This is a genomic window from Agromyces sp. S2-1-8, from assembly GCF_021129215.1.
In the GTDB taxonomy this organism is placed as follows: domain Bacteria; phylum Actinomycetota; class Actinomycetes; order Actinomycetales; family Microbacteriaceae; genus Agromyces; species Agromyces chromiiresistens.
Window position 1 is genome coordinate 1564892 of record NZ_JAJOLP010000001.1, and the last position, 26978, is coordinate 1591869.

Here is a 26978-nt window from a genome sequence, read left to right on the forward strand (position 1 = left end):
ATGACCGATTCGACGTCGCCCTTCGGGCAGGCCAAGTACCAGGTCCGGTTCGACTGGGGCCTCGCGGGCGCCGACCGCATCCTGCCCGGCGCGCACGCGGTCGTCGTCGTCGACGCGCTCTCGTTCACGACCAGCGTGGTCGTCGCGGCCGAGCACGGGGTCGCCGTCGCGCCGTGGCCGGCGGGAACCGAGGCGCGTGCAGGTGCCGACGCGTTCGCGGCCGAGCGCGGCGGCCTCGTCGCCGGCCGGCGCGGCGCACCCGGCCCGACGCTCTCACCCGCGAGCTGGGTCGGTGTCGCGGCATCCCCGGTCGTTCTGCCCTCGCCGAACGGCGGCGCGCTCGCGCACGCACTCGGCGCACGCGACGTCGTCGTGATCGCCGCGGCGATGCGCAACCGCAGCGCCGTCGCCGAGCGCCTGCTCGCGCTCCAGGCGGAACGCGGCGAACGGCTCATGATCTCGATCGTCGCCGCCGGCGAACGCGAGGCCGCCGGCGCCGACCTGCGGTTCGGGCTCGAGGATCTGCTCGTCGCGGGTGCCGTCGTCGACGCGCTCGTCGCCCGCGGCATCGACCACACGTCGCCCGAGGCCGCCGTCGCGTGCGCCGCGTTCGAGGGCCTCTCGCGGGCGACGGGGCACCTCGTCAGCGCGTCGGGCAGCGGGGTCCGGTTGCGCGAGCTCGGCTACGCGGGCGACGCACGGCTCGCGGCCGAGCGCGACGTCGCGGACGTCGTGCCGGTACTGCACGACGGCGTGTTCATCGCCGAATAGGATCTCCCCATGACGACGGCGACGCGGCGGGGCATCCTCGCCGTCGTCACCGCCCTCGTGCTGGTCGCCCTCGGCCTCGGCGTCGCGTTCGCCGTCGGTGACGCGCTCGGCATCCGCACCGAGCCGAGCGAGCAGATGCGGCCGGCCGCCGCCGTCGTGTCCGAGGTCGCGGCGCCCGTGCCGCCGCCCGAGCTCACGACCCTCGACGTGCCCGAGAGCGAGCGGGTCGGCGTCGCGGTCGACGAGCTCCTCGACGCGGTCGCCGACGCCCCGGCCCGGGAGGGCGCGGCGTCGATCGCCGTCGACCAGGCGCAGACGCTGCGCGATGCGTCGGACGACGACGGCTACGAGCTGCGCGGCGACGCATCGGCACTGCGCATCGTCGCGCGCAGCGAGGCCGGCACCGTGCGGGCGATCTACGACCTCGCCGCGCAGGTGCGGGCGGCCGCGCCGCTCACCGACCTCGTCGGCGCGCACGAACGGTCGCGGCTCCCGCTGCGGATGACCGACCTCGGCGCGGTCGGCGTCGCGCCCGACCCGGCCGAGTGGGAGTTCGGCGACGACTACTCGCACGCGTCGAAGGCCTTCGCGGCGGTCGTGCAGCCCGAGGCGCCGTACATCGACGACGCGGCGCTCGCCGAGGCGTACGACGACTTCGACGGGTTCCTGCGGCACTCGCTCGCGAACGGGTTCAACGCCGTCGCGTTCCCGGGCTTCGTCGAGTTCGTGACCTTCGACGGCGCTCCCGGCGGGCCGGTCTACGCCGACGGCGACGACCACCGCGACAAGGCGCTCGCGCTGCGCGAGGCGTTCGCCCCGTTCTGGGAGCGCGCCGACGAACTCGGCGTGAAGGTCTTCCTGCGCACCGACATGCTTGCGCTCACGGGCCCGCTCGAGCACCACCTCACCGACCGGTTCGGCACGCTCGACACCGAGGACCCCGAATTCTGGGACGTCTACACGGCGGGCCTCGACGAGCTCTACGACGCGGTGCCGGCGCTCGACGGCGTGCTCATCCGCATCGGCGAGGCCGGCGCGATCTACGACGTCGGCGGCTGGGACTACTACTCGGCGCTCGAGGTGACGACGGTCGACGCCGTGCGCACGATGCTCGAGGCGTTCTCGGGTCAGGCCGAGGAGGCCGATCGGGAGGTCGTCTTCCGCACCTGGAGCGTCGGCGTCGGCGCCGTCGGCGACATGCACACGAACGACGCCTCGTACGAGGCCGTGCTCGACGGCATCGACTCGCCGGCGCTCATCGTCTCGACGAAGTACACGCTCGGCGACTTCTACAGCTGGCTGCCGCTCAACCACACGCTCGAGCAGGGCGAGCAGCGGCGCATCGTCGAGTTCCAGAGTCGCCGTGAGTTCGAGAACTTCGGGGCGTTCCCCAATGACCTCGGCACGCAGTACCAGTGGGCGCTGCAGCAACTGCTCGCGGCGAACGACCGCATCGAGGGCGTGTGGGTGTGGACCCAGGACGGCGGTCCGTGGCGGGCCGGACCCATGAGCCTCTACCTGAAGGCCGGATTCTGGCAGCTCTACGAGCTGAACACGCAGCTCGCCGCCGAGCTCGCGATCGACCCCGACGCCGACGTGGCCGACATCACCGCGGACTGGGCACGCGAGTGGTTCTCCGACGACCCCGAGACGGTCGAGGCGATCGTCGCCGCGATGACGCGCTCGCGCTCGGCGATCGAGCAGGGCATGTACGTCGAGCAGTTCGCCGAGCAGCGCGTGTTCGCGATCGGGCTCGAACCGCCGCCGATGATGTGGATCTTCGAGTGGGACATCCTCACCGGGGACTCGGCCGTGCTCGACGTCATGTACTCGATCGTGCGCGACTCCGCAGGCGCAGCCGGCGGCGACGCGGAGGGGGTCGATGCGGCGATCGCGAGCGGAGCCGAGGCGGTCGACGCCGTCGAGGCGATGCGCGAGGTCGTAACGGCGACGGATGCCTCGAGCTGGCGCTCGCCGGAGCTGCGCGACGCGTTCGTCTCGACCCTGGACTACGAGCTCGACACCCTGCGCCTCCTCGAGGCCTACCGGGCGATGATCCTGCACGAGGGGCTGTGGCACGACACGCTCTCACCTGCCGCGCACGACGCATGGGCGGCCGATCGCGCCGCCTTCGAGCGGCGGGCGGCCGAGCACCTCGAGCAGTACGAGGGCGACCTCGATCACCCGGCGTTCAATCTCACGGCCGCCCAGCTCGGCGTCGAACGGGCCGAGCGCGACCTCGTGATGGCGTGGCTCGCCCGCGGGCTGCTCGTGCTCGCGCTCGCGTGGGTCGTGATCGGCATGCTCGCGGCGCGCACGCGGCTCGTCGCGAAGCCGGGCGCAGCGGCCGCGCGCGCCACGTGGATCGCGTCGACCCGCCCCTGGCGCGCACGGGAGTCGACGCTCGGCATGTTCGACCTCGACCGCTGGCTGCTCTTCCTCGTGCCCGTGGCCCTGCTCGTGGCGACGCGAGCGGTGCAGACGGCGTTCCTGTCGTGGACGCACGTCGCGGTCGTCATCGGCGCTTGGACGGTGTTCGCCCTCGTGCTGCGGCTGCTCGTGCGACGGCGTTCGCCGTGGCCGGTGATCGCGGCGGTCGGCGGCGTCGTGGTGCTGCGCTGCATCGTGACGCTCTTCGCCCTCTCGTTCACGGGCCCGGGCGGGTACTGGTTCGCGTTCTGGACGGACCCCGTGCTGCGCACCGCGTACATCGCGCTCGCCTTCGCGCTCTTCGTCTGGGTGTTCGTCGCGGCGGGGTGGGCGCTCACGGCCCAGGTCGGCGGGCGGCGGGCCACCGGCTTCGTGCTCGCCGCCGTCGGCGCCGGTCTCGTGGTGCCGTCGGTCGTCGTCGGCGCGATCGGCCTCGAGCGGGTGCTGACGCTCTGGAACGACGAGATGGGTCTGCTCCCGTGGGGCCTCGCACGCATCCTCGGCATCACGACCTACCTCGACATCCCGGGCGAGACGGCGTGGTTCGCCGCAGCCTTCGGCGCGGTGCTCCTCGTCGCCGGCGTGCTGCTCGCGCTGCCGAAGCGCCGCCCGGCTTCCTGAGCTCTTCGAGCGTGCACGCGTCGCCCCGCCACGGGGCGACGCGTGCACGCTCGGCTGGGACCGGTGCGGAGGTCGACGAGGGCCCGCCGGCGCGGACGCGGCGGGCGATCCGCCGGCGGGGGCGGCGCGTCAGGCCGCGCGGTCGGGCTCGACGGGCTCGGGCGCAGGCTCGGGGAGCGTGGTTTGCAGGGCGCCGCCGGTCGCCGCCGGCGTCCGGCCGCTCTTGCGGGCGCGGTGGGCGCGGACCTTCGCCCGGTTGCCGCATCGCTGCATCGAGCACCAGCGCCGGGTCGCCGCGCGCGACGTGTCGAGGTAGACGATCTCGCAGTCGTCGCCGGAGCACTCGCGGATGCGCTCGAGGTTCGCCGGCGAGAACAGGTCGACGGCGTCGCGCGCGATCGTGGACAGCGCCTGCGGCACGGTGTGCACCGAGCGGCCCGCCTGCCGCGATCCGCCGCCGAGCGTCGGCGGTACATCGGGTGTCGCCGCGTAGAGGTTCACGAGGTCGATGTCGCCCGATCGCGCCGGCTCGTGGCGGCTCGCGGCGACCGCCATCCGCGCGATCGCGTCGCGCAGCGCGACCGCGTCGAACAGGTCGCGCGAACGCGCCTGGCCGACCGCGACGGGAAAGCGCTCGCGCAGCCATTCGGTGAGATCGTCGGGGGAGTGGAAGCGCTCGACGCCGGCCGAGGCCGCCGCGCCGCCGATGGCACCCGTCGTCGCGAAGTCGAGGGCGACCGATCCCGAGTCGAACCACCAGGTGACGCCTTCTGCGGGAACGAGCCATTGCCCGATCGGGATCGACACGGTGGAGACGGGCACTCGATCAGCGTAGCGCTTGCGGATGCCTCGGATCGCGCCCCGCGGACGGTCAGCCGGCCGCCGCGCTCGCCGCCCGCCGGCGCACGGCCGTGGTGATCTCGCGATGCCGCCAGACGATGAGGTTCGCGCTGTCGAACCCGCGCCGGCACAGCCCGCAGCTCAGCGGCCGCGTGGGCTCGCGGTAACGGTAGTGCTCGTGCCCGGCGGGGCACCGGCCGACCCACGGGGCGAGCTCGTGGGCGACCTCGCCGTCGTGCGTACGCCGCCCCACGAAGCCGAGGCCTGCGGCGATCGACGCCCACTTCGGGCCGTGGCCGGCCCGCGGGCCCGCGATCGCGTGGGCGACCTCGTGGAGCAGGATCTGGTGCACCTCGTCGTCGTCGTACCGGGCGGCCAGGTACCGCGACACCGAGATGCGCTTCGCGGTGTAGTTGCAGAGCCCGGCGCGCTTCTTGGCGTTGTCGAACCCGAAGCTCCAGACCTCGGGATCGAGGTGCAGCACGATGAGCGCCTCGGCCCACCGCCTGACCCGCTCGAGATCCGCCATGGGATGAGAATAGCGCCGGCCGCCGACCTTCCGGAGGGTCGGATCACCCCCGAACGGGGCCGATTCCCGCGACGGACGCCGGCCTCAGCCGCCGGGTGCGAGGTCGACCGACAGCAGCCGGTCGTCGCCCTCGCGCGGCGAGCCGCGCCCGTCGGTGTTGTTGGTGAGGAACCAGAGCGCCCCGTCGGGCGACTCCACCACCTCGCGGATACGGCCGAACTCGCCCGCGAACCACGGGGTCGTCGTGGGCTCGGCCGCGCTCGCCGGCGCCACCGTCCAGATGCGCTGCCCGCGCAGCGCCGCGAGGAAGAGCGTGTCGCCGATCACGGCGAGCGCGCTCGGGCTCGCCTCGCTCGTCGACCACTGCACCACGGGGTCGACGTAGCGCGGGTCGCCGGCGGCGCCCTCGACGACGGGCCAGCCGTAGTTCGAACCCGGCTCGATGCGGTTGAGCTCGTCCCAGGTGTTCTGGCCGAACTCGGCGGCCCACATCCCGCCCGAGGCATCCCAGGCGATGCCCTGCGGATTGCGGTGGCCGAGCGTGTAGACGAGCGTGCCGAACGGGTTGCCGGGCGCGGGGGCGCCGTCGGGCGTCATCCGAAGGATCTTGCCCGACAGCGAGTCGGGGTCCTGCGCCGCCTCGCCCACGCCCGCGTCGCCCGTGGTGGCGTAGAGCATCCCGTCGGGGCCGAAGGCGATCCGTCCGCCGTCGTGGTTGCCGGCCTTCGGGATACCGGTCAGCACCGGTTCTGCCGTGCCGAGGGCGAGGGAGCCGGCCGTGCCCGTGAGCGGCATCCTGACGATGCGGTTGTCGTCCGACGAGGTGAGGTACGCGTAGAGCTCGGTGCCGCGGTCGTCGTCGGCCGGCCGCACCGCGATGCCGAGCAGGCCCCCCTCGCCGGCGGCCGCCACGCCCGGCACGGTGCCCGCGACGCGCAGCGAGCCCCCGGCGAGCACCTCGACGACGTCGCCCCGGTCGCGCTCGGAGACGAGCACTCCGCCGCCGGGCACGAGCGCGATCGACCACGGTGCGTCGAGCCCCTCGGCGACCACCCCGACGTCGCCGGCGGGCACGACCGGCACCGGCGCCGGCTCGGCCGATGGCGTCGCGGTCGTCGTGACGGACGGGCTCGGCGTCCAGCCCGTCGGGCCGGGTGCCGGTTCGTGCGTCGTGCAGGCGACGAGCGGCAGCGCGACGGCGACGATGCCGGTCGCCGCGGCGACGCGCGCGTGGCGGGTGGACTGCCGAGACCCGGTTCGCATGGTTGCGCCTCCCCGACCCCAGTCTGCCCGGCACGGCGGCAGAATGGGAGCATGCGGCCCGCGATCGACCTCAACAGCGACCTCGGCGAGTCGTTCGGCGCGTGGCGCGTCGGCGACGACGCGGCCATGTTCGGCCTCGTCTCGAGCGCGAACGTCGCCTGCGGCTTCCACGCGGGCGACCCGATCACGATGCTCGCGAGCGCCCGCCGCGCCGCCGAGCACGGGGTCGTGCTCGGCGCCCACCCCGGCTATCGCGATCTCGCCGGATTCGGACGACGAGCGCTCGACGCGACCCCGGCCGAGGTCGCGGCCGAGCTCGTGGTGCAGCTCGGCGGGCTCGACGGCGCCGCCCGCGTCGCCGGCACCCGCGTGCGCTACGTGAAGGCGCACGGGGCGCTCTACCATCGCCTCGCCGCCGACGCCTCGGCCGCGCACGCCTTCGCCGAGGCCGTCGCCGCCTACGACCCCTCGCTCGTCGTGCTCGGCCCGCCCGCGAGCGCGCTCGAGCAGGCGGCGGATGCCTCGGGGCTCGCCTACGCGCGCGAGGCGTTCGTCGATCGCGGCTACGCCGCCGACGGCTCGCTCGCCCCGCGCGGCGAGCCGGGATCGGTCATCGACGACCCCGCCGCAGCAGCCGACCGTGCGCTCGAGCTCGCCGAGACGGGCGGGATCGCGGCCGACGACGGCAGCCGGGTCGAGCTCGCCCCCGACTCGCTGTGCCTGCACGGCGACACCCCGGGCGCCGTCGCGATCGCGCGAGCCGTGCGCGCCGTGCTCGAGTCCGCCGGGTGCCGCATCGAGGCGTTCGCGTGACCGGGCGACTGCTGCCGAGCGGCGAGGCGGCGCTGCTCGTCGAGTGCGACTCGCTCGACGAGGTGCTCGCCCTGCACGACGCCCTCGCCGCCGACCCGCGGCCCGGCCTCGTCGAGCTCGTTCCGGCCGCGCGCACGATCCTCGTGGCGGTCGACCCCGAGCGGCTGCCGCTCGAGTCGGCCGAGACCTGGGTGCGCCGGGTCCAGGGTGCGACGACGTCGGCCGGCGCCGATCGGCGCGGCCCGGTCGATGACGAGGCGATCGTGCGCGTCATGTACGACGGCGACGACCTCGACGAGACCGCCGCGCGGCTCGGCTGGTCGGCCGAGTCGCTCGTGGCGCGCCATTCTGCGGCGCGCTGGAGGGTCGCGTTCGGCGGGTTCGCGCCGGGATTCGGCTACCTCGTGAGCGACGACTGGCCGTTCGAGGTGCCGCGGCTCGACGCGCCGCGGACCCGGGTCCCGGCCGGCGCGGTCGCGCTCGCGGGGGCGTTCTCGGGCGTGTACCCCAGGGAGAGCCCGGGCGGCTGGCGCCTGATCGGTCGCACCGACGCCGACTTGTGGAATCCCGATCGCGCCGATCCCGCGCTCCTCGCACCGGGGCGTCGTGTCCGATTCGAGGCGGTGCGGTGATGCGCCGCCTGATCATCGAGGCGGTCGGACCGCTCGCCCTCGTGGAGGACCTCGGCCGCCCGGGCCTCGCTCACCTCGGGGTCGCCGGTTCCGGGGCGCTCGACCGGGGCGCCGCACGGCTCGCGAACCGGCTCGTCGGAAACCCCGACGGCGCCGCGATCCTCGAGGTCCTCGTCGGCGGGCTCCGCGCTCGGGTGGTCGGCGGCGGCACGTGGTTCGCGGTCGCGGGCGCTTGGGGGCCGATCACGCTCGACGGTCGCCCGGTGGCGCCGTACACGGCTGCGCGCGCGCCCGACGGCGCGGTGCTCGAGCTCGGCACCGCCGAGCGCGGGCTGCGCTACGCGCTTGCCGTGCGCGGCGGCATCGACGAGCCCCCGGTGCTCGGGTCTCGCTCGCGCGACACGCTGGCCGGCCTCGGTCCCGAGCCGGTGAGGCCGGGGCGCGAGCTCGTGATCGGCGACGAGCCCGAGGCATCCGTGCCGGCGCTCGACCAGGAGGCCGCGTTCGCGCCGCCCGACGAGACCGTGACCCTCGCGCTGCGCCCGGGGCCGCGCGCCGACTGGTTCACCGACGCGGCGCGCGCCGCCCTGTTCGAGACGCCGTGGCGCGTCTCCGAGCGCGCCGACCGCGTCGGCGTGCGACTCGTCGGGCCGGAGCTCGGGCGTCGCGCCGTCGGCGAGCTCGCGAGCGAGGCGACGGTGCCGGGCTCGATCCAGGTGTCGGGCGACGGGCAGCCGACGATCCTGCTCGCCGACCGGCCGGTCACGGGCGGCTATCCCGTGATCGCGATCGTCGCCGCGGCCTCGCTCGACGCGGTGGCGCAGCTGCGGCCCGGGCAGGAGTTGCGCTTCCGGCACGCGTGAGCCGCTCTGGAAGAAACTCTTCACAAGATCGACTGCGTGTGGAAGTATTTTCCGAGTCAGACCGACTCGGAGGACCGAAGATGCCCCTCGCACAGCCGCACGACCACCCCGCCGATGCCGAGGCCGCCGGCCTCGGCCGCCGCGGATTCCTGACCCTCGCCGTCGCGGGCGTCGCCGCATCGGCGTTCACCGTGACCGTCGGGTCGCTCGCACCGACGCCTGCGCACGCGACCGAGGCGGGCGCCACCGCCCCCGCCGCGGCGACGGGTCCCCGCAAGCGGGAGCTCCGCGCCATGTGGATCTCATCGGTCGTGAACATCGACTGGCCGAGCCGCACCGGCCTCACGGCCGACGAGCAGCGCGCCGAGTTCCTGCACTGGCTCGACGTCGCCGAGCAGTTCCGCCTCAACGCCGTGTTCGTGCAGGTGCGCCCCACCGCCGACGCGTTCTGGCCGAGCCCGCTCGAGCCGTGGTCGCAGTACCTCACGGGCGTGCAGGGGAAGGACCCGGGCTACGACCCGCTCGCCTTCATCGTCGACGAGGCGCACGCCCGCAACCTCGAACTGCACGCCTGGTACAACCCCTACCGCGTCTCGATGCAGGCCGACCCCGCGAAGCTCGTGCCAGAGCACCCCGCCCGCGTGCACCCCGACTGGGTGTGGGCGTACGGCGGCAAGCTCTACTTCGACCCGGGACTCCCCGAGGCGCAGGAGCACATCCAGCAGGCGATCCTGCACTCGGTCGAGCACTACGACCTCGACGGCGTGCACTTCGACGACTACTTCTACCCCTATCCGGTGGCCGGGCAGACGATTCCGGATGCCGCGACCTACGCCGCGCACGGCGCCGGCTTCGACGACGTCGCCGACTGGCGCCGGCACAACGTCGACACGTTCGTGAGCTCGATCTCCGAGCGCATCAAGGCACTGAAGCCATGGGTCAAGTTCGGCATCAGCCCGTTCGGCATCTGGCGCAACCGCGCCACCGACCCGCTCGGCTCGGAGACCGGCGGCTCGCAGTCGTACGACCTGCAGTTCGCCGACACGCGCAAGTGGGTGCTCGAGGGCTGGCTCGACTACATCAACCCGCAGGTGTACTGGCAGATCGGGCTCGCCGTCGCCGACTACGCGAAGCTCGTGCCGTGGTGGGCCGACGTCGCCGCGACGAGCGGCACGCACCTCTACATCGGCGAGGCGCTCTACAAGGTGACGTCGGGGGTGTTCACCGACCCGGCCGAGCTCTCGAACCACCTGGCGTTCGACCGCGGCGTGACCGAGCAGGGCACGCCCGTGCACGGCAACGTGTACTTCTCGGCCAAGCACGTGCCCGCCGACCCGCAGGGCTCGATGTCGCGCGTGCTCGTCGACCACTACTCGCGCCCCGCGATCGTGCCAGCGATGGAGTGGCTGCCCGCGACCGCGGTCCGGGCGCCCGTGCTCGCCGACCCCGAGCGCGGCGACGGCGGCGTCGCCCTGCAGTGGTCGGACGCCGTGCCGCCCTCGCGGCGGGCGACCTCGTTCGCGATCTACCGCGTCGACGGCGCGGCCGGCGCGATCGACGTGGAGGACGCGGCCAACCTCGTCGAGACCGTGCGCGCCGGCTCAGGGGTCGTGCAGCGCTGGGTGGATGGCTCGGCCGAGGCCGATCGCCCGTACACGTACGCCGTGACCGCGCTCGACCGGGTCTGGAACGAGAGCACGCCGAGCCGCGCCGCTGCGATCGGCTGACCCGGCGTCAGGCGTCAACCGCCGGGCTTCGTCAGGAAGATCGAGCGCGCCGGCGGCGGCGACGGCACCGCGGTGGCGTCGGTCACGACCGGGGCGCCCGCGATGAAGCGGCGGAGCTCGTCGCCCTCGACGAGCTTCGCCGGCGCGGGGTCGCTCGCGAGGCGTCGGGGCATCGCGTCGAACGGCAGCGGGGCGTCCGACGCGTACATGACGATGTTGCCGAACCGCCGGCCCTTGAGCATGCCGGTGTCGGCCGCGATCGCGACGTGCGGGAACACGTGCGAGAGCGTCGCCGCCTGCGAACGCGCGAAGGCGAGGCCCGCCCCGTCGGCGACGTTCACGGCGACGATGCCGCCGGGCGCGAGGCGGGGCACGACGAGCCCGTAGAACTCGGCGCTCGTGACGTGCGCGGGGGTGCGCGCGCCCGAGAAGATGTCGACGACCACGAGGTCGACGGCCCCGTCGAGCCCGCCCGGCAGCTTCGCGAGCACCTCGCGGGCATCGCCGTGACGGATACGGAGTTGCGCGCCGCGCGGCAGCGGCAGGTGCTCGCGCACGAGGTCGACGAGCTCGGACTCGAGCTCGATCACCTGCTGCCGCGAGCCCGGCCGGGTCGCGATGACGTAGCGCGGCAGGGTGAGCGCGCCGCCGCCGAGATGCACGGCGGTGATCGGCTCGCCCGCGTCGCGCACGAGGTCGACGGCGTGGCCGATGCGGCGCACGTACTCGAAGCCGAGCCACTCGGGCCGCTCGAGCTCGACGTGCGACTGCGGGGTGCCGTCGACGTAGAGCGTCCACGATCCGGGCGCCTGTCGCGACTCCTCGAGTCGGGCGACGTGCCCGCTCGCGGTGAGGCGGCGTTCGAGCGAGGGGTCGGCGGTCACGTCACCACGCTACCCGCCGTCGAGCGCAGGCGCCCGGGCGCGAGCATCAGCAGGCGCCCCAGAGTGCGAAGTCGAGCCGGTCGCCCTCGAGCACCGCAGCCGGATGGGGGCCGAGCGCGGCGAGCCGTCCGGCGAGCCCGGGCGGGAGCCCGCGGGGCGCCGCCACGAGCACGACGTTGCCCTCTTCCGCCCCCGAGACGACGCTCGCGTCGCCCGCGACGAGCAGATCGGTGCCCGGATCGGCACGTGCGATCGCACGGGCCTGTGCACGGAGCCGGGCGAGGCCCGCCGCGTCGGCCACGTTCACGACGAGCAGCCCGCGATCGGCGAGCAGCCCGAGGCATCCGCCCATGAACACGCCCGTCTCGACGAACGCCGGCGCGTCGAGCCGGTCGTAGAGGTCGACGATCACGAGGTCGAACGACGCCCCGCCCGGGAGTTCCACGACGACGGATGCCGCATCGTCGACCCGGACGGCGATGTCGGCGCCGGTCGGCAGCGGCAGGCGATCCTGCACGAGGCGGGCGAGCACGCCGTCGATCTCGACGACGAGCTGCTGCGAGTCGGGACGGGTCGCCTCGACGTAGCGCGGCAGGGTCATCGCGCCGCCGCCGAGGTGCAGCACGCGCAGCGGCTCGCCCGGCAGGCCCATCGCGTCGACGACGTGGCCGATGCGGCGCACGTACTCGAAGAAGAGCCGCGTCGGATCGGCCCGGTCGACGTGCGACTGGGCGACGTCGTCGACGAGCAGCGTGAACCCGGTCGACGAGAACACGTCGGTCTCGAACTCGATGCGGCGGGGGCTCGCGGGCACGGAGGCATCGTCCCACGGATCGGGGGCGGAATGAGCAACGATTGCTCAGGCGTCCGCCCGAGGCATCCGCCATGCTGGACCCACGACCGATGAGGAGGACGGATGCACGCGATCTACGACGAGCTCGGCGGCAGCGACGGAGTGCGCACGGCGGTGGCGGTCATGTACCACCGCATCGTCGCCGATCCCGAGCTCGCGCCGTGGTTCGAGGGCGTCGACGTCGACCGGCTGCAGGCGCACCAGCGCGCGTTCCTCGCCGCGGCGTTCGGCGGTCCGCAGGTCTTCAGCGGCCGGTCGGTCGGGGAGGCCCATCACGACATGGCGATCACCGATGCCGCGTTCGACCGGGTCGTCGCCTCGCTCATGACCGCGCTCGCCGACCTCGGCGTCGCGAAGGAGGCCGTGGGCGCCGTCGGCGAGCGGCTCGAGGGCATGCGCGCCGACATCGTCACGGCGTAGGCGCCGTCCACGGCACGGTCGCGGCTGCAGGGCGCGAACTACAACTGCAGCTCGCGCCGCCCGCGGATGCCGAGCTTCGTGTACGTCGACTGCAGGTGGTTGTTCACCGTGCGCGGCGACAGGAAGAGGCGCTGTGCGATCTCGTTCGAGCTCAGCCCCTGGGCCGCGAGCGACGCGATCTCGCGCTCGCGGGGCGTGAGCGGCTCCGAGCCGTCGGTGAAGGTGAGCAGCGGCGTGCGCGCCCCCTCGCACGCGGCGGCGAGCGCCGCGGCGCGCTGCAGGTCGGCGGATGACTCGCGCCCCCGCCCGTCGGCGCGGGCCGACTGCCCCGCGGAGGCGAACGCCTCGGCCGCGAACAGCAGGCCGCCGAGGCGCTCCCACTCCTCGCCGGCGGCGCGCAGCCCGGCGGCGTCGGCCGCCGCCTCGGCCCGGGCGTGACGGGCGCGCCGTGCGATCTCGGGGGCGCCGGTCTGTCGCTCGAGTCTCGAGAGGCGGTCGGCCGCGTCCTTCGCGTGGGCGCGGGAGCCGAGGCGTGCGAGGTTGTGCAGGAAGACCGAGCTCACGTTGACGGCGCCGCGCGGCAGCACCTGCTCGACGCGGGCGAGCAGGATCTTCGCCGCGCCGTCGGTGTCGCCCTCGGTGCGTGCGAGCCACGCGTCTGCGAGCGCGGTGAGCGTGTCCTCCCGGTCGTACCCGGCCTCGAACCGGCCGCGCAGCTCGCGGGCGCGGTCGAGGTCGCCCTGCATGCAGGCGATCACGGTGAGGAAGCCGAGCGAGGGGCCGCGCAGCGACGCCGGCCCGCGCAGTTCGGCGCCGCTCAGGCTGTCGCGGAACCAGCGCGCGGCGGTGTCGAGCCGGCCCGCCGCCCAGAACTGGCGCCCCATGAGGAACTCGGCGTGCCGGGCGGTGAGCTCGTCGTCGTTGCGGATCGCGTCGTGCAGCATCTCGATCGTGACCCGGCGCGCGTCGTCGTAACGGTCGCACTCGATGAGCGCGTACGCGTACGGCACCTGCGCGCGACGCTTCGGGATGTGCGCACCCTCGGTCGAGGCGTACGCGACGGCGGCCTCGGCCTCGGCGATCGCCTCGGCCGAGCGCTGCATCTGCGAGAGCGGCATCGCGCGCCCGAGCGAGACGAGCGCGCGTTCGACGGCGCTGTCGCCGAGGTAGCCGGCGGCCTCGTCGACGAGGGCGAGCGCCTCGTTCGCGCGCAGCAGGTGCAGCACGAGGGTCGCCTTGCTGATGAGCAGCATCGGCAGCTGCTCGGGCAGGGCGCGGCCGATCTCCTCGAGCAGCCGGATGCCGCGCTCGCTGCCGAGCGGGTCGCCGCCGTAGATCTCGGCCCGCTTGGCGGCGATCGCCGCGAGGGTCGCCTCGGGGTGATCGGTCGCGCGCGCCGCGGACTCGGCGTTGGCGAGGGCGTCGAGCGCCTCGGCGCCCCGGCCGAGCGACCACAGCAGGTCGGCGTGCAGCATGTGCGCGGAGGCATCCGTCGCGCCGGCGCCGATCGCGGCCGCCGCGAGCCGCTCGGCGGTGCGATGGTCGTGGGCGCGCTGTGCGAGGTCGGCCGAGCGGATCAGCAGCTCGGGGTCGGAGGGCCGGCCGGCGTCGAGCCGCCACATCGCGATGCGCAGTTCGTCGACGACGGTCATCGGCCCCCGCTCGACGACATCGGCCTGCTCGATGAGCAGCGAGATCGCCCTGATGCGCGGCAGCGACTCGCGCACGGCGCCGGCGTACTGCGGGTGCGCGAGGGTGATGGCGATGCCGTGGCCCGACTCGTCGACGCGGATCATGCCGCGCAGCTCGAGCTCGGCGAGCGCCTCGGGCGCGCCGGGGCGCACGAACTCGTCGATGCCGAGCGGTTCGCAGAGCGCGAGCCGCTCGATCGCGTCGCGCTCCTCCGTGCCGAGGCCCCGCAGTCGCGCGCGGATGAGGTCGCGCAGCGCGGGCGTGCCGACCGGGTCGCCCTCGAGCTGCCAGTGCTCGCCCGCGCGCACGAGGGCGCCGGTCGCGACGGCGCCGATCACGAGCTCGCGCAGGAAGAGCGGGTTGCCGTGCGAGGCGCGGTGGAGCTCGACCGCGTCGCGGTGGGCGATCGGCGCGCCGAGCACCTGCGCGATCAGCTCGGTGATCTCGTCGAGGTCGAGCGCCGGCACGTCGATGCGCACCGAGTCGGCAGACGACGCGATCGGCAGCACCCCGTCGGGCACCGGTTCGCCCTCGGGGAGCGTCGCGATGAGCGAGAGCGAGCCCGCCGCGACGAGCTGGGCGATGAGTCCCACCGAGACGCTGTCGGCGGAGGAGAGGTCGTCGACCGCGATCACCGTGCGCCGTCCGCCGGCGAGGTCGGCGATGGTCGCGCTCGTCGACGTGAAGAGCGCGAGTGGGTCGCTCACCTTGGGCAGCACCGGATCGTCGATGCCCCGGGCCAGGGCCGGGGCGACGGTCGCGAACGGCACGGCCGACAGTGCCGGGTTGCCGCTCGCGGTCAGCACGAGCCACCCGGCCTCGTCGAGCAGGTCGCCGACGGCCGACTGGATGCGGCTCTTGCCGATGCCGGACGGCCCGTAGAGGAACACCGAGCGCGCCTGCCCGCCCTGCAGGGCGCCGACGGCGCGCGCGACCTGGCCGTCACGGCCGACGAGCGGCCACGCGCCGTCGAGGTCGGGCTCGGGTCCGGCTGCCGCATCGGGATCGTTCGAGGCCATCGGCGCCTTTCGGTGATCGGGACGATTCACTGTACGGCCGGGATGCCTCGCCGCGCAGTACCCCGCACAGGGGGTGTCGCAGTCGGCCGGTGAGCAATCGCGTGACGCCCCTGAGTAATGCCGGGCGTCGCGAATGAGCAGCCACTGCCCATCCGGCGGCACGGCCCGTCGCGGGAACCTCATGGCATCACCCCGGACGATCCGGGAACACCACCCGGAAGGAAACGAGCATGAACCTCTTCAAGCAGTTCGGCGACATGGCCGAGATGGTGAAGGCCGCTCCCGGCCTCATCGACCAGGCGAACCAGCTGCAGGCGCAGTCCGAGCAGTACCGGCAGCAGATGGACATCCAGGCGGTGCAGGCGATGACCGCCGACCCGCAGCCCGGCAACCTCGACCCGATCGCGGGTGTCGACCTCGACCGCTACGCCCGCATCTCGAAGGGCATCGCGGCCTACGGCTACGACGCGACGAAGCTTCCGGCCGTCGCCGCGATGTTCGGCGTCGACGAGGCGTCGTGGGCGTCGGCGGCCGCCGGCTGGGCCGCCCGCATCCAGGCCGACCGCGGTGTCGGTCGCCGCTTCAACGAGATCTACCAGGCGGTGTGAGATGGGCTTCCTCCGCGACCTCGCGACGCTGACCCGCCAGGGCTACGAGGCGCAGCAGCGCCTGGACGTCGGCGCGAGCATGGCGCAGGCCAAGGCGCAGATGGAGCAGGCGAGCCGCATGATGGCCGCCTCGATGCCAGCCCAGGCCGAGCCGGCTCTCGAAGGGCAGCGCCTGCGCACGACGGCGACGATCCTCGACGCGCGCCAGCTGCCGATGATGATCGGCATGAACTCGCTCGTCGAGCTCGACCTGCACGTGCTCATGCCGGGCGGCGTGCCGCTGCCGGTCACCCGAACGGAGCAGCTCGCGCCGCTGCACCTCGCTCGCGCCCTGCCCGGCGCGACCCTCGACGTGAGCCTCGTGCCGGGACGCCCCGACACGGTGCGCGTCGAGTGGGGCGGCTGAGCCCGCCCCGCCGGACGACGGACGACCCGAGCCTCCGTCGCCCACCGGAGCCCCCGCCGGCACCCGGCGGGGGCTCGCCCCCACCTTCCTCGAGCACGATCCACCATCACGATCACGACACGAAAGCAGACACCGATGCGATTCCGAGACCACCAGTCAGCCGACGAGGGGATGCCGCGCCGCGCGGCCGCCCGCATCGCCGGCCTTGCGATGGCCGTCGCCGTCGTCACCGCGGGCGCGCCGCTCGCCGCGAGCGCCGCGGAGGTCGTTCCGACGGAGGGCACGGTCGCCGCGTCGGCGCCCGTCGCCGCGGCAACCCCCGAGGGCCCCTCCGCCGACGCGTCGACCGAGGACGCGCCCGCCGAGGACGCGCCCGCCGGGGAGGTGCCGGCCGAGGAGGTGCCGGCTGAGGACGTGCCGGCCGACGACGAGGCGCCGGCCGACGAGGCGCCGGCCGACGAGGCGCCGGCCGACGAGGCGTCGGCCGACGTGCCGGCCGCCGACGTCGCCGAGCAACTGCCCGTCGGCGATCCGTCGGGCGGCGAAGCGCCGCTCGACGACGCTGACGCCGAGGCATCCCAGGCGAAGCAGCCCGCGGCACCGTCGTTCGCGCCCGAGCCGCAGGGCGCGGGCGACGCGAACACGGCGCCCGTGGCGGTCGACGACCACTGGCAGATGGTGCAGGACACGACGCTCACCGTGCAGGACCCGGCCATGCAGGCGAACGACTACGACGCCGACGGCGACTGGTTCCGCATCAACGAGAACACCTTCCCCGCGAGCGGCGAACTCGTGGTCTTCAACGGCGGACCGTCGTTCAGGTACACGCCGGTGCCGGGATTCACCGGCACGGTGACCTTCGACTACCACGTTCGCGACGACCACGGCGCCGACGACCTCGACAGCAACTGGGCGACCGTCACGATCGACGTGCTGCCGACCGGAAGCGACGTCGACGCGCAGCCCGTCGCCGTCGACGACACGTACATCTACGCGCCCGAGACCCCGCTCTACATCGGCGGGCACCAGGGGCTGCTCGTGAACGACCAGCTCGACGGCCTGCCGGTCACCTCGCTCACCTTCCCGTACGGCGCGCACGTCGGCAACGGGGACGTCCAGATGCTCGGCACCGACGGCTCGTTCTACATCGACCCGGGCGACGCACCGGGTCTGACCGCCACGCTCGAGTACCGTGTGTGCACGGCCGTCGGCTGCGACGACGGGTATCTGTGGCTGTATCCGGCCGCACCCGGCTCCGAGCCGTCCGGCCCCGATGAGATTCCCGGCACGCCGACCGCGGAACCCGACGTGTTCGGCGTCGTGCAGGACACGATGCTCTCGATCAAGACCCCCGGCCTGCTGTTCAACGACACCGACCCCGAACCCGGCGACACCCTCGAGGTCGTCGTCGATGCCGACGGGCTCTCGGGCGACCTCGCCTGGGCGGCGAACGGCGGCTTCGTCTACACCCCGTTGCCCGGTTACACCGGCGTCGACACCTTCCACTATCGCGCGAAGGACTCCCACGGATACCTCAGCGCGTCGGTCGCGGTCGAACTGCAGGTCGGCGACGGCAGCGTGAACCACCGCCCGGTCGCGGTCGACGACCACTACTCGGTGGTCGCGGGGGAGTCGCTCTACCTGCCCGCACCGAGCCAGGTCGCGAACGACACCGATGCCGACGGCGACGCGCTCGAGTGGGCCGGCACGGGAGATCTCCCGGCGGGCACGTGGAAGACGTACAGCGACGGCTGGTCGACGTACACCCCGCCGGCCGGGTTCGTCGGCACCGACCGGCTCACGTACTCGGTGCGCGACGAGCACGGGCTCGTCAGCTGGAACGAGGCCGAGATCACGATCGACGTGGTCGAGTCCGACGGCTCGACCAACACGCCGCCCGTGCCGACGGCGGATCGCTACTTCGTGCAGTCGGGCGAGTCGATCACTGTTCCGGCCGCCGGCGGCGTGCTCGCGAACGACACCGACGCCGACGGCGACCCGCTCGCGGTGCTCGTCGCGTACCCCGCGCTCGGTCACGGCGAGGTCGAGATGGCCGAGGACGGCTCCTTCACCTTCACGGCCGACGCCGGGTTCACCGGCACGGCCTGGCTCGAGTTCTCGATCACCGACGGCCGCAGCAAGGTGAACTCGCCGTCCGCCGAGGTCGTCATCTTCGCCGAGGGCGAGGAGCCGGTGATGGGCGCCGACGACGCCTACACGACGACGAGGGGCGCGGCACTCGAGGTCGCCGCACCCGGTCTGCTCGCGAACGACCACGCCCCCGCGGGGGTCGAGAAGTCCGTCGCCTACCTGCTCACCGAGCCGGCGCACGGGTCGATCGACTGGAACGCGGACGGTTCGTTCGTCTACTCGCCGGAGCCGGATTTCACCGGCAGCGACACCTTCCGCTACGTGCTGTTCGCGGACGGCGAGTACAACTACCCGACGGTGAGGATCGAGGTGCTCGATGCCTCGTCGGGCGAAGGGGACCCGACCGAGCCGGGCACCCCGGCCGAGCCCGCCGATCCGGGTGCACCCGACGACGGCGCGGCCGGCGGCACGCCCGACGGCGATGACCCGGCCGGCCCGGCCGAACCGGGAGGCGCCGGCGAGCCGGCCGCCACTCCGCCCCGCCCCGAGGATGCCGCACCGGTCGCGGCACCCGCCGCCGACGACGCCGACGTCTCGGCCCTCGCCGAGACCGGGGCCGACGCGCGGGGCGCGGCCGAGGCATCCGCCCTCGCCGTGATGCTGGGACTCGTGGCGCTCGTCGCCGCACGCCTGCGCCGGCGCGACGGCATCCGCTGAAACCGGGCGCGAGGGGCCGATTCTCGCGGGAATCGGCCCCTCGCGGCATCCTCGAATCGGGGCCGACGCGCGGTTATACCGGACATCCGCGAACAAATCAAGAATCTCGCTGGACTTGGCGCGTCGAATCGCATATAGTTGACGTTTGCGCTCCCAGACCCACCATGCCTTCATATTGCGGTCGGCTTCCGGGCGAGTCGAGACCTTCCGGTCCCGGTCACTCGCTCGTGTCTGAGGGGTACTGAACTCTCCGCTACCGACAGTGAACCGGCCCGACGGGGCCATGGAGGTTATTCACTTGGCTGCTGCGCGCAACGCGACCACGCCCACTCCCAAGAACGGACGCGGTGCAAGCCGTCTCTCGTTCGCCAAGGTCACCGACACCCTCACGGTACCCGACCTGCTCGCACTCCAGACCGAGAGCTTCGACTGGCTCGTCGGCAACGACGCGTGGAAGGCACGCGTCGCCGAGGCGAAGTCGGCGGGCCGGCAGGACCTGCCCGAGACCACGGGCCTCGAGGAGATCTTCGAGGAGATCTCGCCCATCGAGGACCTCGGCGAGACCATGCAGCTCTCGTTCACGAACCCCGAGCTCGAGCCGCCGAAGTACACGATCGACGAGTGCAAGGAGAAGTCGAAGACCTACTCCGCTCCGCTCTACGTGAACGCGGAGTTCATGAACCACCTCACGGGTGAGATCAAGACCCAGACGGTCTTCATGGGCGACTTCCCGCTCATGACCCCCAAGGGCACGTTCGTCATCAACGGCACCGAGCGCGTCGTCGTCTCGCAGCTCGTCCGTTCGCCCGGCGTCTACTTCGAGCGCACCCCCGAGAAGACCTCGGACAAGGACATCTACTCGGCCCGCGTCATCCCGAGCCGCGGTGCGTGGCTCGAGTTCGAGATCGACAAGCGCGACCAGGTCGGCGTCCGCATCGACCGCAAGCGCAAGCAGTCGGTCACCGTCTTCCTGAAGGCCCTCGGCCTCACGAGCGAGGAGATCCTCGAGGAGTTCGCCGGCTACGAGTCGATCGCGCTCACCCTCGAGAAGGACAACATCCTCACGAAGGAAGAGGCGCTCAAGGACATCTACCGCAAGCTCCGTCCGGGCGAGCAGGTCGCCGCCGAGGCCGCGCGCGCGCTCCTCGACAACTTCTACTTCAACCCGAAGCGCTACGACCTCGCGAAGGTCGGCCGGTACAAGATCAACAACAAGCTCGGTCTCGAGGCCCCCCTCACCGACTCGGTGCTCACGGTGCAGGACATCGTGGCCACGATCAAGTACCTCGTCGCCCTGCACGACGAGCGCGACACGCTGCCCGGCCGCCGCGGCGGCAAGGCGGTCGAGCTGCGCCTCGACGTCGACGACATCGACAACTTCGGCAACCGTCGCATCCGCGCGGTCGGCGAGCTCATCCAGAACCAGGTGCGCACCGGCCTCAGCCGCATGGAGCGCGTCGTCCGCGAGCGCATGACGACGCAGGACATCGAGGCGATCACCCCGCAGACCCTGATCAACGTGCGACCCGTCGTCGCCGCGATCAAGGAGTTCTTCGGCACCTCGCAGCTGTCGCAGTTCATGGACCAGAACAACCCGCTCGCGGGCCTGACCCACAAGCGCCGCCTCTCGGCGCTCGGCCCCGGCGGTCTCTCGCGCGACCGCGCGGGCGTCGAGGTCCGTGACGTCCACCCGTCGCACTACGGCCGCATGTGCCCGATCGAGACCCCTGAAGGCCCGAACATCGGCCTCATCGGCTCGCTCGCGTCGTTCGCCCGCATCAACTCGTTCGGCTTCATCGAGACCCCGTACCGCAAGGTCGAGGCCGGCAAGGTCACCGACAAGATCGACTACCTCACGGCGATGGAGGAAGAGGACTACATCGTCGCCCAGGCCAACGCGCCGCTGAAGGCCGACGGCCACTTCGTGGAGGAGCGCGTGCTCGCCCGCAAGAAGGGCGGCGAGGTCGACCTGTTCCCGGCCGACGAGATCGGCTACATGGATGTCTCGCCGCGCCAGATGGTGTCGGTCGGCACGTCGCTCATCCCGTTCCTCGAGCACGACGACGCGAACCGCGCCCTCATGGGTGCGAACATGCAGCGCCAGGCCGTGCCGCTGCTCCGCAGCGACTCGCCGTTCGTGGGCACCGGTATGGAGGGCTACGCCGCGATCGACGCCGGTGACGTCATCACCGCCGACAAGGCCGGTGTGGTCGCCGAGGTCTCGGCCGACTCGGTCACCGTGCAGCTCGACGAGGGCGGCACGCAGACCTACTTCCTGCGCAAGTTCGACCGCTCGAACCAGGGCACCTCGTACAACAACCGCGTGATCGTCAACGCCGGTGAGCGCGTCGAGGCCGGCGAGGTCATCGCCGACGGCCCCGCCACCGACAACGGCGAGCTCGCGCTCGGCAAGAACCTGCTCGTCGCGTTCATGCCGTGGGAGGGCCACAACTTCGAGGACGCGATCATCCTCAGCCAGAACCTCGTGAAGGACGACGTGCTCTCGTCGATCCACATCGAGGAGTACGAGGTCGACGCGCGCGACACGAAGCTCGGCAAGGAGGAGATCACCCGTGACCTCCCCAACGTGAGCCCCGACCTGCTCGCCGACCTCGACGAGCGCGGCATCATCCGCATCGGCGCCGAGGTCCGCCCCGGCGACATCCTCGTCGGCAAGGTCACGCCGAAGGGCGAGACCGAGCTGTCGGCCGAAGAGCGTCTGCTCCGCGCGATCTTCAACGAGAAGAGCCGCGAGGTCCGCGACACCTCCCTCAAGGTGCCCCACGGCGAGCAGGGCACGATCATCGCCGTCAAGGTGTTCGACGCACAGGACGGCGACGACGAGCTCGGCTCGGGCGTCAACCAGCGCGTGGTCGTCTACATCGCCCAGAAGCGCAAGATCACCGAGGGCGACAAGCTCGCCGGCCGCCACGGCAACAAGGGCGTCATCTCGAAGATCCTGCCGGTCGAGGACATGCCGTTCCTCGCCGACGGCACTCCGGTCGACGTCATCCTGAACCCGCTCGGCATCCCGGGTCGAATGAACTTCGGCCAGGTGCTCGAGACCCACCTCGGCTGGGTCGCGAAGCAGGGCTGGAAGGTCGAGGGCAAGCCGGCGTGGGCCAAGCGCCTGCCCGAGGCCGCCCACGAGGCCGCGCCCGGCACCAAGGTCGCGACCCCGGTGTTCGACGGCGCCTTCGAGGAGGAGATCGCGGGTCTGCTCGACTCGACGCTCCCCAACCGCGACGGCGAGCGGCTCATCGACTCGAGCGGCAAGACGCAGCTCTTCGACGGCCGCTCGGGCGAGCCGTTCCCGTACCCCGTGTCGGTCGGCTACATGTACATCCTGAAGCTGCACCACCTGGTCGACGACAAGATCCACGCGCGTTCGACGGGCCCGTACTCGATGATCACCCAGCAGCCGCTCGGTGGTAAGGCGCAGTTCGGTGGCCAGCGATTCGGTGAGATGGAGGTCTGGGCGCTCCAGGCCTACGGCGCCGCGTACGCGCTGCAGGAGCTCCTCACGATCAAGTCCGACGACATCCTCGGCCGCGTCAAGGTCTACGAGGCGATCGTCAAGGGCGAGAACATCCAGGAGCCCGGCATCCCCGAGTCGTTCAAGGTGCTCATGAAGGAGATGCAGTCGCTCTGCCTGAACGTCGAGGTCCTCTCGGCCGACGGCACCGCGGTCTCGCTCCGCGACACCGATGACGAGGCCTTCCGCGCTGCGGAGGAGCTCGGCATCAACATCTCCGCGCGCTTCGAGTCGTCGAACATCGACGAGATCTGAACCGCCAGGTACGAAACGACTTCAGGAATCTAGGAGAGAAATTGCTCGACGCAACGACGTTCGATGAGCTTCGTATCGGCCTGGCCACCGCAGAGGACATCCGCAAGTGGTCCTACGGCGAGGTCAAGAAGCCCGAGACCATCAACTACCGCACGCTGAAGCCCGAGAAGGACGGGCTCTTCGGCGAGCAGATCTTCGGACCCAGCCGTGACTGGGAGTGCGCCTGCGGCAAGTACAAGCGCGTGCGCTTCAAGGGCATCGTCTGCGAGCGATGCGGCGTGGAGGTCACCAAGTCCTCCGTCCGCCGTGAGCGGATGGGCCACATCGAGCTCGCCGCCCCGGTGACGCACATCTGGTACTTCAAGGGCGTGCCCTCGCGCCTCGGGTACCTGCTCGACATGGCGCCGAAGGACCTCGAGAAGGTCATCTACTTCGCCGCCTACATGGTGATCGACGTCGACGACGAGGGTCGTCACGCCGACATGCCCGGCCTCGAGAACGAGCTCCGGCTCGAGATCAAGACCATCGGCGACCAGCGCGACGCGCGCATCGCGACGCTCATGGCCCGCAAGGAGGAGGAGCTCGCGGCACTCGAGGCCGAGGGCGCCAAGAGCGACCAGCGCAAGCGCGCCGAGGCCGCCGCCGACAAGGAGATGGCCCAGGTCCGCAAGTCGGGCGACGAGCAGATCGCGCACCTCGAGCGCGTGTGGGAGGCCTTCCGCACCCTCAAGGTCGGCGACCTCAAGCCCGAGGACTCGGACTTCCACGAGCTCCAGGACCGCTTCGGCATGTACTTCGACGCCTACATGGGCGCCGAGGCCATCAAGAAGCGCCTCGAGAGCTTCGACCTGGCCGCCGAGGCGGAAGACCTGCACCTGCAGATCGCCGAGGGCAAGGGCCAGAAGAAGATCCGCGCCATCAAGCGCCTGCGCGTCGTCAACTCGTTCCTCGCGACGAGCACCTCGCCCGCGGCGATGGTGCTCGACGTCGTGCCGGTGATCCCGCCGGAGCTGCGTCCGATGGTCCAGCTCGACGGCGGCCGCTTCGCGACCAGCGACCTCAACGACCTCTACCGTCGTGTGATCAACCGCAACAACCGTCTGCGCCGCCTCCTCGACCTCGGTGCCCCCGAGATCATCGTGAACAACGAGAAGCGCATGCTCCAGGAGGCCGTCGACGCGCTGTTCGACAACGGCCGCCGCGGTCGCCCCGTCACGGGTACCGGCAACCGCGCCCTCAAGTCCCTGAGCGACATGCTCAAGGGCAAGCAGGGTCGCTTCCGCCAGAACCTGCTCGGCAAGCGCGTCGACTACTCGGGCCGTTCGGTCATCGTCGTCGGCCCGCAGCTGAAGCTGCACCAGTGCGGTCTGCCCAAGCAGATGGCGCTCGAGCTCTTCAAGCCGTTCGTGATCAAGCGCCTCATCGACCTGAGCCACGCCCAGAACATCAAGGCGGCCAAGCGCATGGTCGAGCGCTCGAACCCGCACGTGTGGGACGTCCTCGAAGAGATCATCCGCGAGCGCCCCGTGCTGCTGAACCGTGCGCCCACGCTGCACCGTCTCGGCATCCAGGCGTTCGAGCCGCAGCTCGTCGAGGGCAAGGCCATCCAGCTCCACCCGCTCGTCTGCGCCGCCTTCAACGCGGACTTCGACGGCGACCAGATGGCCGTGCACCTGCCGCTGTCGGTCGAGGCCCAGGCCGAGGCCCGCATCCTGATGCTCGCCTCGAACAACATCCTGAAGCCGTCGGACGGCCGTCCGGTGACCCTGCCCTCGCAGGACATGATCATCGGCCTGCACCACCTGACGACCGAGAAGCCCGGCGGCGCCGGCGAGGGCCGCGCGTTCTCGTCGATCGCCGAGGCCATCCTCGCGTTCGACCAGAACCGTCCGGGCCAGCACGAGCTCGACCTCGGCGCGAAGGTGAAGATCCGTCTCGACGGCCTCCACTTCGCCGAGGGCGACGAGCCCGAGGGCTTCGTGTCGGGCAAGCCGTTCCTCATGGAGACGACCCTCGGTCGCGCCCTCTTCAACGAGGCGCTCCCCGTGGACTACCCGTACTTCAACCGCCAGGCCGGCAAGGGCCAGATCTCGGAGATCGTCAACGACCTCGCCGAGCGCTACCCCAAGACCGAGGTGGCCGCGACCCTCGACCGCATCAAGGACGCCGGCTTCCGCTGGGCGACCCGTTCGGGCGTCACCGTCGCGCTCTCCGACATCATCACGCCCCCCTCGAAGGGCGAGATCGTCGCGAAGTACGAGAAGCAGGCGGCCAAGGTGCAGTCGCAGTTCGAGAAGGGTCTCACGACCGACCTCGAGCGTCGTCAGGAGCTCATCCAGATCTGGACGAAGGCCACCGACGAGGTCGCCAAGGCCATGCAGGAGAACTTCCCGACCGACAACACCATCAACCGCATGGTCACGTCGGGCGCTCGTGGTAACTGGCTGCAGGTGCGCAACATCGCCGGCATGCGAGGCCTCGTGAACAACCCGAAGGGTGAGATCATCCCTCGCCCGATCATCTCGAGCTACCGCGAGGGCCTCTCGGTGGCCGAGTACTTCATCGCGACGCACGGTGCCCGCAAGGGTCTGGCCGACACGGCCCTCCGTACGGCCGACTCGGGTTACCTCACGCGTCGACTCGTGGACGTCTCGCAGGATGTCATCATCCGCGAGGACGACTGCGGCACGACCAAGGGCCTCGAACTGCCCATCGCGACGGTGGATGCCTCGGGCGAGCTCGTCCGCGACCCCAACGTCGAGAACTCGGTGTTCGCGCGGTCGCTCGCGGCCGACGCCGTGAACGCCAAGGGCGAGGTCGTGGCCGAGGCCGGCAGCGATGTCGGCGACGTGCTCATCAACGAGCTCATCGCCGCGGGCGTCGAGTCGATCCGGGTCCGCTCGGTGCTCACCTGCGAGTCCGGCGTCGGCGTCTGCGCGAGGTGCTACGGCCGTTCGCTCGCGACCGGCAAGCTCGTCGACATCGGCGAGGCCGTCGGCATCATCGCGGCCCAGTCGATCGGTGAGCCCGGCACGCAGCTCACGATGCGTACCTTCCACACCGGTGGTTCGGCTTCGGCCGACGACATCACGCAGGGTCTTCCCCGCGTGCAGGAGCTCTTCGAGGCCCGCACCCCCAAGGGTGCGTCGCCCATCGTCGAGGCCCCGGGTCGCATCACGATCGACGAGACCGACAAGCAGCGCAAGGTCATCCTCACGCCCGACAACGGCGACGAGCCGATCACGTACAACGTGCTCAAGCGTTCGACGCTGCTCGTGGAAGACGGCCAGCACGTCGAGCTCGGCCAGCAGCTCATCGTCGGCACCGTCGACCCGAAGGAGGTCCTCCGGGTCAAGGGCGTCCGAGAGGTGCAGAAGCACCTCGTCAACGGCGTGCAGGACGTGTACCGCTCGCAGGGCGTGCCGATCCACGACAAGCACATCGAGGTCATCGTGCGCCAGATGCTGCGCAAGGTCACCGTCGTCGACCACGGCGACACCGACCTGCTGCCCGGTGAGCTCGTCGACCGCATGAAGTACAACGAGATCAACCGCGCGTCGCTGACCGAGGGCAAGAAGACGGCGTCGGCCCGTCAGGAGGTCATGGGTATCACCAAGGCCTCGCTGGCGACCGAGTCGTGGCTGTCGGCCGCGTCCTTCCAGGAGACGACCCGCGTGCTCACGCAGGCCGCCATGGAGGGCAAGAGCGACCCGCTGGTCGGCCTCAAGGAGAACGTGATCATCGGAAAGCTGATCCCGGCGGGTACTGGCCTCGGCAAGTACCGGAACGTCGCGGTCGAGGCCACCGAGGAGGCGAAGGCGGAGCGCTACCCGAACCGCATCTTCACCGACGACGCGGCCTTCAGCGAGGGTGACCTCAGCTTCGTCGACTTCGACGCGTTCTCGAGCGACGACTTCACGCCCGGCAACTACAGCTGAACCACCCGGTGATCGACGAGGCGCGCAGCGCCGAGTCGAGATCCACGAACGGCCCCCGATCCGACCGGATC

18 protein-coding genes are annotated in these 26978 nt (G+C 72.0%); 12 read left to right on the top strand and 6 right to left on the bottom strand.

Annotation, left to right across the window (positions count from 1 at the left end):
* Together LR269_RS07080 and LR269_RS07085 are read left to right on the top strand one after the other, a co-directional pair.
* A complete protein-coding gene (locus LR269_RS07080) occupies window positions 1-771 on the top strand; it encodes a 2-phosphosulfolactate phosphatase (RefSeq protein WP_231430053.1) in 771 nt (256 codons plus the stop codon).
* A 9-nt stretch (window positions 772-780) separates the two neighbouring features.
* Entirely contained in the window at window positions 781-3822 is a 3042-nt protein-coding gene (locus tag LR269_RS07085; RefSeq protein ID WP_231430054.1) for a hypothetical protein, read from the top strand.
* A gap of 129 nt (window positions 3823-3951) precedes the next feature.
* Here LR269_RS07085 and LR269_RS19000 read toward each other — a convergent pair whose 3' ends face one another.
* The 3 genes from LR269_RS19000 to LR269_RS07100 all read right to left on the bottom strand — a co-directional run bounded on the left by LR269_RS19000 (window position 3952) and on the right by LR269_RS07100 (window position 6454).
* Window positions 3952-4644, bottom strand: a complete 693-nt coding sequence (locus tag LR269_RS19000) for an ABATE domain-containing protein (RefSeq protein WP_231430055.1) — start codon at window positions 4642-4644, stop codon at window positions 3952-3954.
* A gap of 49 nt (window positions 4645-4693) precedes the next feature.
* Window positions 4694-5191 carry a SprT-like domain-containing protein gene (locus LR269_RS07095; RefSeq protein WP_231430056.1) on the bottom strand — a complete coding sequence of 166 codons (498 nt, stop codon included), beginning with the start codon at window positions 5189-5191 and terminating at the stop codon, window positions 4694-4696.
* Window positions 5192-5275: 84 nt separating this feature from the next.
* Complete coding sequence (locus LR269_RS07100; RefSeq protein WP_231430057.1) at window positions 5276-6454, bottom strand: sorbosone dehydrogenase family protein; 1179 nt, start codon at window positions 6452-6454, stop codon at window positions 5276-5278.
* A gap of 51 nt (window positions 6455-6505) precedes the next feature.
* Here LR269_RS07100 and LR269_RS07105 point away from each other — a divergent pair, with 51 nt between their 5' ends.
* From LR269_RS07105 to LR269_RS07120, 4 genes are all read left to right on the top strand, one after another.
* Window positions 6506-7267, top strand: coding sequence for a LamB/YcsF family protein (locus tag LR269_RS07105; protein WP_231430058.1), 762 nt, complete (start codon window positions 6506-6508; stop codon window positions 7265-7267).
* A complete protein-coding gene (locus tag LR269_RS07110; protein WP_231430059.1) occupies window positions 7264-7899 on the top strand; it encodes an allophanate hydrolase subunit 1 in 636 nt (211 codons plus the stop codon). The genes LR269_RS07105 and LR269_RS07110 overlap by 4 nt, the downstream gene beginning before the upstream one ends.
* Window positions 7899-8762 carry a biotin-dependent carboxyltransferase family protein gene (locus tag LR269_RS07115; protein ID WP_231430060.1) on the top strand — a complete coding sequence of 288 codons (864 nt, stop codon included), beginning with the start codon at window positions 7899-7901 and terminating at the stop codon, window positions 8760-8762. The genes LR269_RS07110 and LR269_RS07115 overlap by 1 nt, the downstream gene beginning before the upstream one ends.
* An 80-nt stretch (window positions 8763-8842) precedes the next feature.
* The gene (locus LR269_RS07120) at window positions 8843-10489 is read left to right on the top strand and encodes a glycoside hydrolase family 10 protein (protein WP_231430061.1); all 1647 of its coding nucleotides are present in this window, start codon (window positions 8843-8845) and stop codon (window positions 10487-10489) included.
* Window positions 10490-10503: 14 nt separating this feature from the next.
* Here LR269_RS07120 and LR269_RS07125 read toward each other — a convergent pair whose 3' ends face one another.
* A complete protein-coding gene (locus LR269_RS07125) occupies window positions 10504-11373 on the bottom strand; it encodes a spermidine synthase (RefSeq protein ID WP_231430062.1) in 870 nt (289 codons plus the stop codon).
* Between the two features lie 46 nt (window positions 11374-11419).
* The gene (locus LR269_RS07130; protein ID WP_231430063.1) at window positions 11420-12187 is read right to left on the bottom strand and encodes a spermidine synthase; all 768 of its coding nucleotides are present in this window, start codon (window positions 12185-12187) and stop codon (window positions 11420-11422) included.
* A 102-nt stretch (window positions 12188-12289) separates the two neighbouring features.
* Here LR269_RS07130 and LR269_RS07135 point away from each other — a divergent pair, with 102 nt between their 5' ends.
* Window positions 12290-12646, top strand: coding sequence for a group 1 truncated hemoglobin (locus LR269_RS07135; RefSeq protein WP_231430064.1), 357 nt, complete (start codon window positions 12290-12292; stop codon window positions 12644-12646).
* Window positions 12647-12684: 38 nt separating this feature from the next.
* Here LR269_RS07135 and LR269_RS07140 read toward each other — a convergent pair whose 3' ends face one another.
* Window positions 12685-15357, bottom strand: a complete 2673-nt coding sequence (locus LR269_RS07140; RefSeq protein ID WP_231430065.1) for a LuxR family transcriptional regulator — start codon at window positions 15355-15357, stop codon at window positions 12685-12687.
* 230 nt (window positions 15358-15587) lie between these two features.
* Here LR269_RS07140 and LR269_RS07145 point away from each other — a divergent pair, with 230 nt between their 5' ends.
* From LR269_RS07145 to rpoC, 5 genes are all read left to right on the top strand, one after another.
* A complete protein-coding gene (locus LR269_RS07145; RefSeq protein WP_231430066.1) occupies window positions 15588-15965 on the top strand; it encodes a hypothetical protein in 378 nt (125 codons plus the stop codon).
* 1 nt (window position 15966) lies between these two features.
* The gene (locus LR269_RS07150; protein ID WP_231430067.1) at window positions 15967-16371 is read left to right on the top strand and encodes a hypothetical protein; all 405 of its coding nucleotides are present in this window, start codon (window positions 15967-15969) and stop codon (window positions 16369-16371) included.
* Window positions 16372-16506: 135 nt separating this feature from the next.
* On the top strand, window positions 16507-19179 hold the full coding sequence (locus LR269_RS07155) for an Ig-like domain-containing protein (RefSeq protein WP_231430068.1): 2673 nt from the start codon (window positions 16507-16509) through the stop codon (window positions 19177-19179).
* A gap of 298 nt (window positions 19180-19477) precedes the next feature.
* Window positions 19478-22969, top strand: a complete 3492-nt coding sequence (gene rpoB / locus LR269_RS07160) for a DNA-directed RNA polymerase subunit beta (protein WP_231430069.1) — start codon at window positions 19478-19480, stop codon at window positions 22967-22969.
* 41 nt (window positions 22970-23010) lie between these two features.
* On the top strand, window positions 23011-26907 hold the full coding sequence (gene rpoC, locus LR269_RS07165) for a DNA-directed RNA polymerase subunit beta' (protein WP_231430070.1): 3897 nt from the start codon (window positions 23011-23013) through the stop codon (window positions 26905-26907).
* The last annotated feature ends 71 nt before the right edge of the window (window positions 26908-26978 follow it).